At 62.0% G+C, this 602-nt stretch carries 1 protein-coding gene and 1 pseudogene; both read left to right on the top strand.

Going from position 1 to position 602, the window contains the following annotated elements:
- Nucleotides 1–148, top strand: a pseudogene (locus tag EN906_RS38715) (amino acid ABC transporter permease); the annotation flags it as partial.
- Nucleotides 149–198: 50 nt separating this feature from the next.
- Nucleotides 199–602, top strand: a 404-nt coding sequence (locus EN906_RS36405) for an aminotransferase class V-fold PLP-dependent enzyme (protein ID WP_127375885.1), incomplete at its 3' end; no start/stop codon positions are given.

Below are 602 nucleotides of genomic sequence, written 5' to 3'. Positions count from 1 at the left end.
CTTGAAGGAAGCGACCAACGCGCAGTCGCTTTACGCCAACCCCTCGCCGCTGATCGGCGCAGCCCTTGTCTATCTCATCTTTCTCTGGCCGATGGTCCGCCTCGTCAGCCTGCTTGAAGAGCGCTTCAAGACCGAAAAGAAGCGCTGACCTCGTCAACCGATCCCACCCCGCCCAAGTCCTCCGCAGGAGCCTACCCCGTGAACAAGCATCAAACCGACAATGCGAATGCCACCGCGTTCCCCGTCGACGCCATCCGCGCCATGTTTCCAGCCCTGCAACGGGCCGGCGACTTCATCTTTTTGGACAATGCCGCCGGCGCGCAAATTCCGCAGAGCGTGCTCGACGCGGTGACCAACCATCTGGTTTCGCACAATGTGCAGCGTGGCGGCCGTTATGGCCGCAGCGTCACTGTCGACCAGTCGGTCGCCGATGCGCGGACAAGCGTCGCGCTGCTCATCAACGCCTATAGCCCGGCGGAAATCTGCTTCGGCATGAACGCCACCTCGTTCATCCGCCTGGTCAGCCTCGGCATCGGCCAGATGCTGCAGGAGCGCGACGAGATCGTCATCACCGACATGGACCATGATGCCAACATCGCGAC

The organism is Mesorhizobium sp. M7A.F.Ca.CA.004.06.1.1 (genome assembly GCF_003999135.1).
GTDB lineage: Bacteria > Pseudomonadota > Alphaproteobacteria > Rhizobiales > Rhizobiaceae > Mesorhizobium.
This window is presented reverse-complemented; position numbering and strand designations above follow the sequence as displayed.